We start from the raw sequence: 1,393 nt of genomic DNA, 5'->3' as shown, positions 1-1,393 counted from the left end.
GGTGGGAATACTCATCTCGAAGCAGGCTTCCCGCTTAGATGCTTTCAGCGGTTATCCCTCCCGAACGTAGCCAACCAGCCATGCCCTTGGCAGGACAACTGGCACACCAGAGGTTCGTCCGTCCCGGTCCTCTCGTACTAGGGACAGCCCTTCTCAATATTCCTGCGCGCGCAGCGGATAGGGACCGAACTGTCTCACGACGTTCTAAACCCAGCTCGCGTACCGCTTTAATGGGCGAACAGCCCAACCCTTGGGACCGACTCCAGCCCCAGGATGCGACGAGCCGACATCGAGGTGCCAAACCATCCCGTCGATATGGACTCTTGGGGAAGATCAGCCTGTTATCCCCGGGGTACCTTTTATCCGTTGAGCGACGGCGCTTCCACAAGCCACCGCCGGATCACTAGTCCCGACTTTCGTCCCTGCTCGACCCGTCGGTCTCACAGTCAAGCTCCCTTGTGCACTTACACTCAACACCTGATTGCCAACCAGGCTGAGGGAACCTTTGGGCGCCTCCGTTACCCTTTGGGAGGCAACCGCCCCAGTTAAACTACCCATCAGACACTGTCCCTGATCCGGATCACGGACCGAGGTTAGACATCCAGCACGACCAGAGTGGTATTTCAACGGCGACTCCACCATGACTGGCGTCACGGTTTCACAGTCTCCCACCTATCCTACACAAGCCGAACCGAACACCAATATCAAACTGTAGTAAAGGTCCCGGGGTCTTTCCGTCCTGCTGCGCGAAACGAGCATCTTTACTCGTAGTGCAATTTCACCGGGCCTATGGTTGAGACAGTCGAGAAGTCGTTACGCCATTCGTGCAGGTCGGAACTTACCCGACAAGGAATTTCGCTACCTTAGGATGGTTATAGTTACCACCGCCGTTTACTGGCGCTTAAGTTCTCAGCTTCGCAACCCCGAAAGGTCACTAACCGGTCCCCTTAACGTTCCAGCACCGGGCAGGCGTCAGTCCGTATACATCGCCTTACGGCTTCGCACGGACCTGTGTTTTTAGTAAACAGTCGCTTCTCGCTGGTCTCTGCGGCCACCCCCAGCTCACGGAGCAAGTCCGATCACCAGGCGTGGCCCCCCTTCTCCCGAAGTTACGGGGGCATTTTGCCGAGTTCCTTAACCATAGTTCACCCGAACGCCTCGGTATTCTCTACCTGACCACCTGAGTCGGTTTAGGGTACGGGCCGCCATGAAACTCGCTAGAGGCTTTTCTCGACAGCATAGGATCATCCACTTCACCACAATCGGCTCGGCATCAGGTCTCAGACTATGTGTCACGCGGATTTGCCTACGTGACGTCCTACACCCTTACCCCGGGACTACCACCGCCCGGGCTGGACTACCTTCCTGCGTCACCCCATCGCTTACCTACTAC

Annotated in this window: 1 rRNA gene; it reads right to left on the bottom strand. The window is 56.8% G+C overall.

From position 1 onward, the window contains the following. Positions 1-1,393 (bottom strand): 23S ribosomal RNA (locus tag ADL08_RS09950); the annotation flags it as partial.

The sequence above is a fragment of the Streptomyces sp. NRRL F-6492 genome, from assembly GCF_001280125.1.
In the GTDB taxonomy this organism is placed as follows: Bacteria; Actinomycetota; Actinomycetes; order Streptomycetales; family Streptomycetaceae; genus Streptomyces.
This window is presented reverse-complemented; position numbering and strand designations above follow the sequence as displayed.